Below are 883 nucleotides of genomic sequence, written 5' to 3'. Positions count from 1 at the left end.
TAGGGCTTGTTGATCTTTCGAGATGGATTATTAGACAGCATGATGGGCTGGTACAATTACTTTCGCCAAAAACTAACCATGACAACCCATCATGCCAAGGACAATGTTAACAGACGAGTGCTGGTCAAAGCTAATCAGATTGATGCTTAAAACAGGCCGCATTTATGACAAACCGGAACACAGAAATACTTTCGAAGGCATTTTGTACCGGATGCGGGTCGGTTGCCCATGGCGCGATGTGCCAGAAACTTTTGGAGATTGGAGCGCCATCTACCGGCGTTTTAACTTGTGGTCTAAAAAAGGCATTCTAATGCAGCTATTCGCCGAGCTAAGGCAATTGGCTGATTTAGAATGGGAATTTATAGACGGCAGCATCGTCAAAGCGCATCAGCATGCGACAGGTGCTCGCTCAGGAGATAAAGAAGCGATAGGGAAAAGTCGTGGTGGTAACACGACGAAAATCCATATGGCAGTGGATAGTTGCGGCTTGCCAGTAGATTTTATCGTGACAGGCGGTGAAGTTCACGACAGCAAAGCAGCTATAGAGTTACTTGAACAACTGCCTGATGCCGAGCATGTTATCGCAGACCGGGGCTATGACAGTGAGAAAGTACGGGAGCAGATCCGAGCGAAAAATGGCGTCCCAACGATACCGCGTAAACGTAATTCAAAAATTGGAAATGGCGATATTGATTGGTGTCTGTACAAATATCGCCATTTAGTAGAGAACGTGTTTGCCAGGCTAAAACATTACCGCTCAGTAGCAACCCGGTATGATAAATTGGCCCGGAATTATGCAAGTACACTTGCCTTGGCTTGCTGTCTATTATGGCTGCCAATGTGGGTTGGCTGAATTATGAACAGCAAAGATCAACAGGCCCTA

1 protein-coding gene is annotated in these 883 nt (G+C 46.2%); it reads left to right on the top strand.

Annotated elements, in window-relative coordinates; all coding sequences use genetic code 11:
* Positions 1-91 precede the first annotated feature (91 nt).
* On the top strand, positions 92-853 hold the full coding sequence (locus tag Q3O60_RS17600) for an IS5 family transposase (RefSeq protein WP_305895230.1): 762 nt from the start codon (positions 92-94) through the stop codon (positions 851-853).
* The last annotated feature ends 30 nt before the right edge of the window (positions 854-883 follow it).

The organism is Alkalimonas collagenimarina, assembly GCF_030717845.1.
In the GTDB taxonomy this organism is placed as follows: domain Bacteria; phylum Pseudomonadota; class Gammaproteobacteria; order Enterobacterales; family Alteromonadaceae; genus Alkalimonas; species Alkalimonas collagenimarina.
The sequence above is the reverse complement of the archived record's forward strand: the minus strand, read 5'-3'. Positions and strand labels throughout refer to the sequence as shown.

Coding starts and splice junctions, on each gene's coding strand:
- Q3O60_RS17600 (WP_305895230.1), top strand. CDS start 92: ATGCCAAGGACAATGTTAACAGACGAGTGCTGGTCAAAGCTAATCAGA.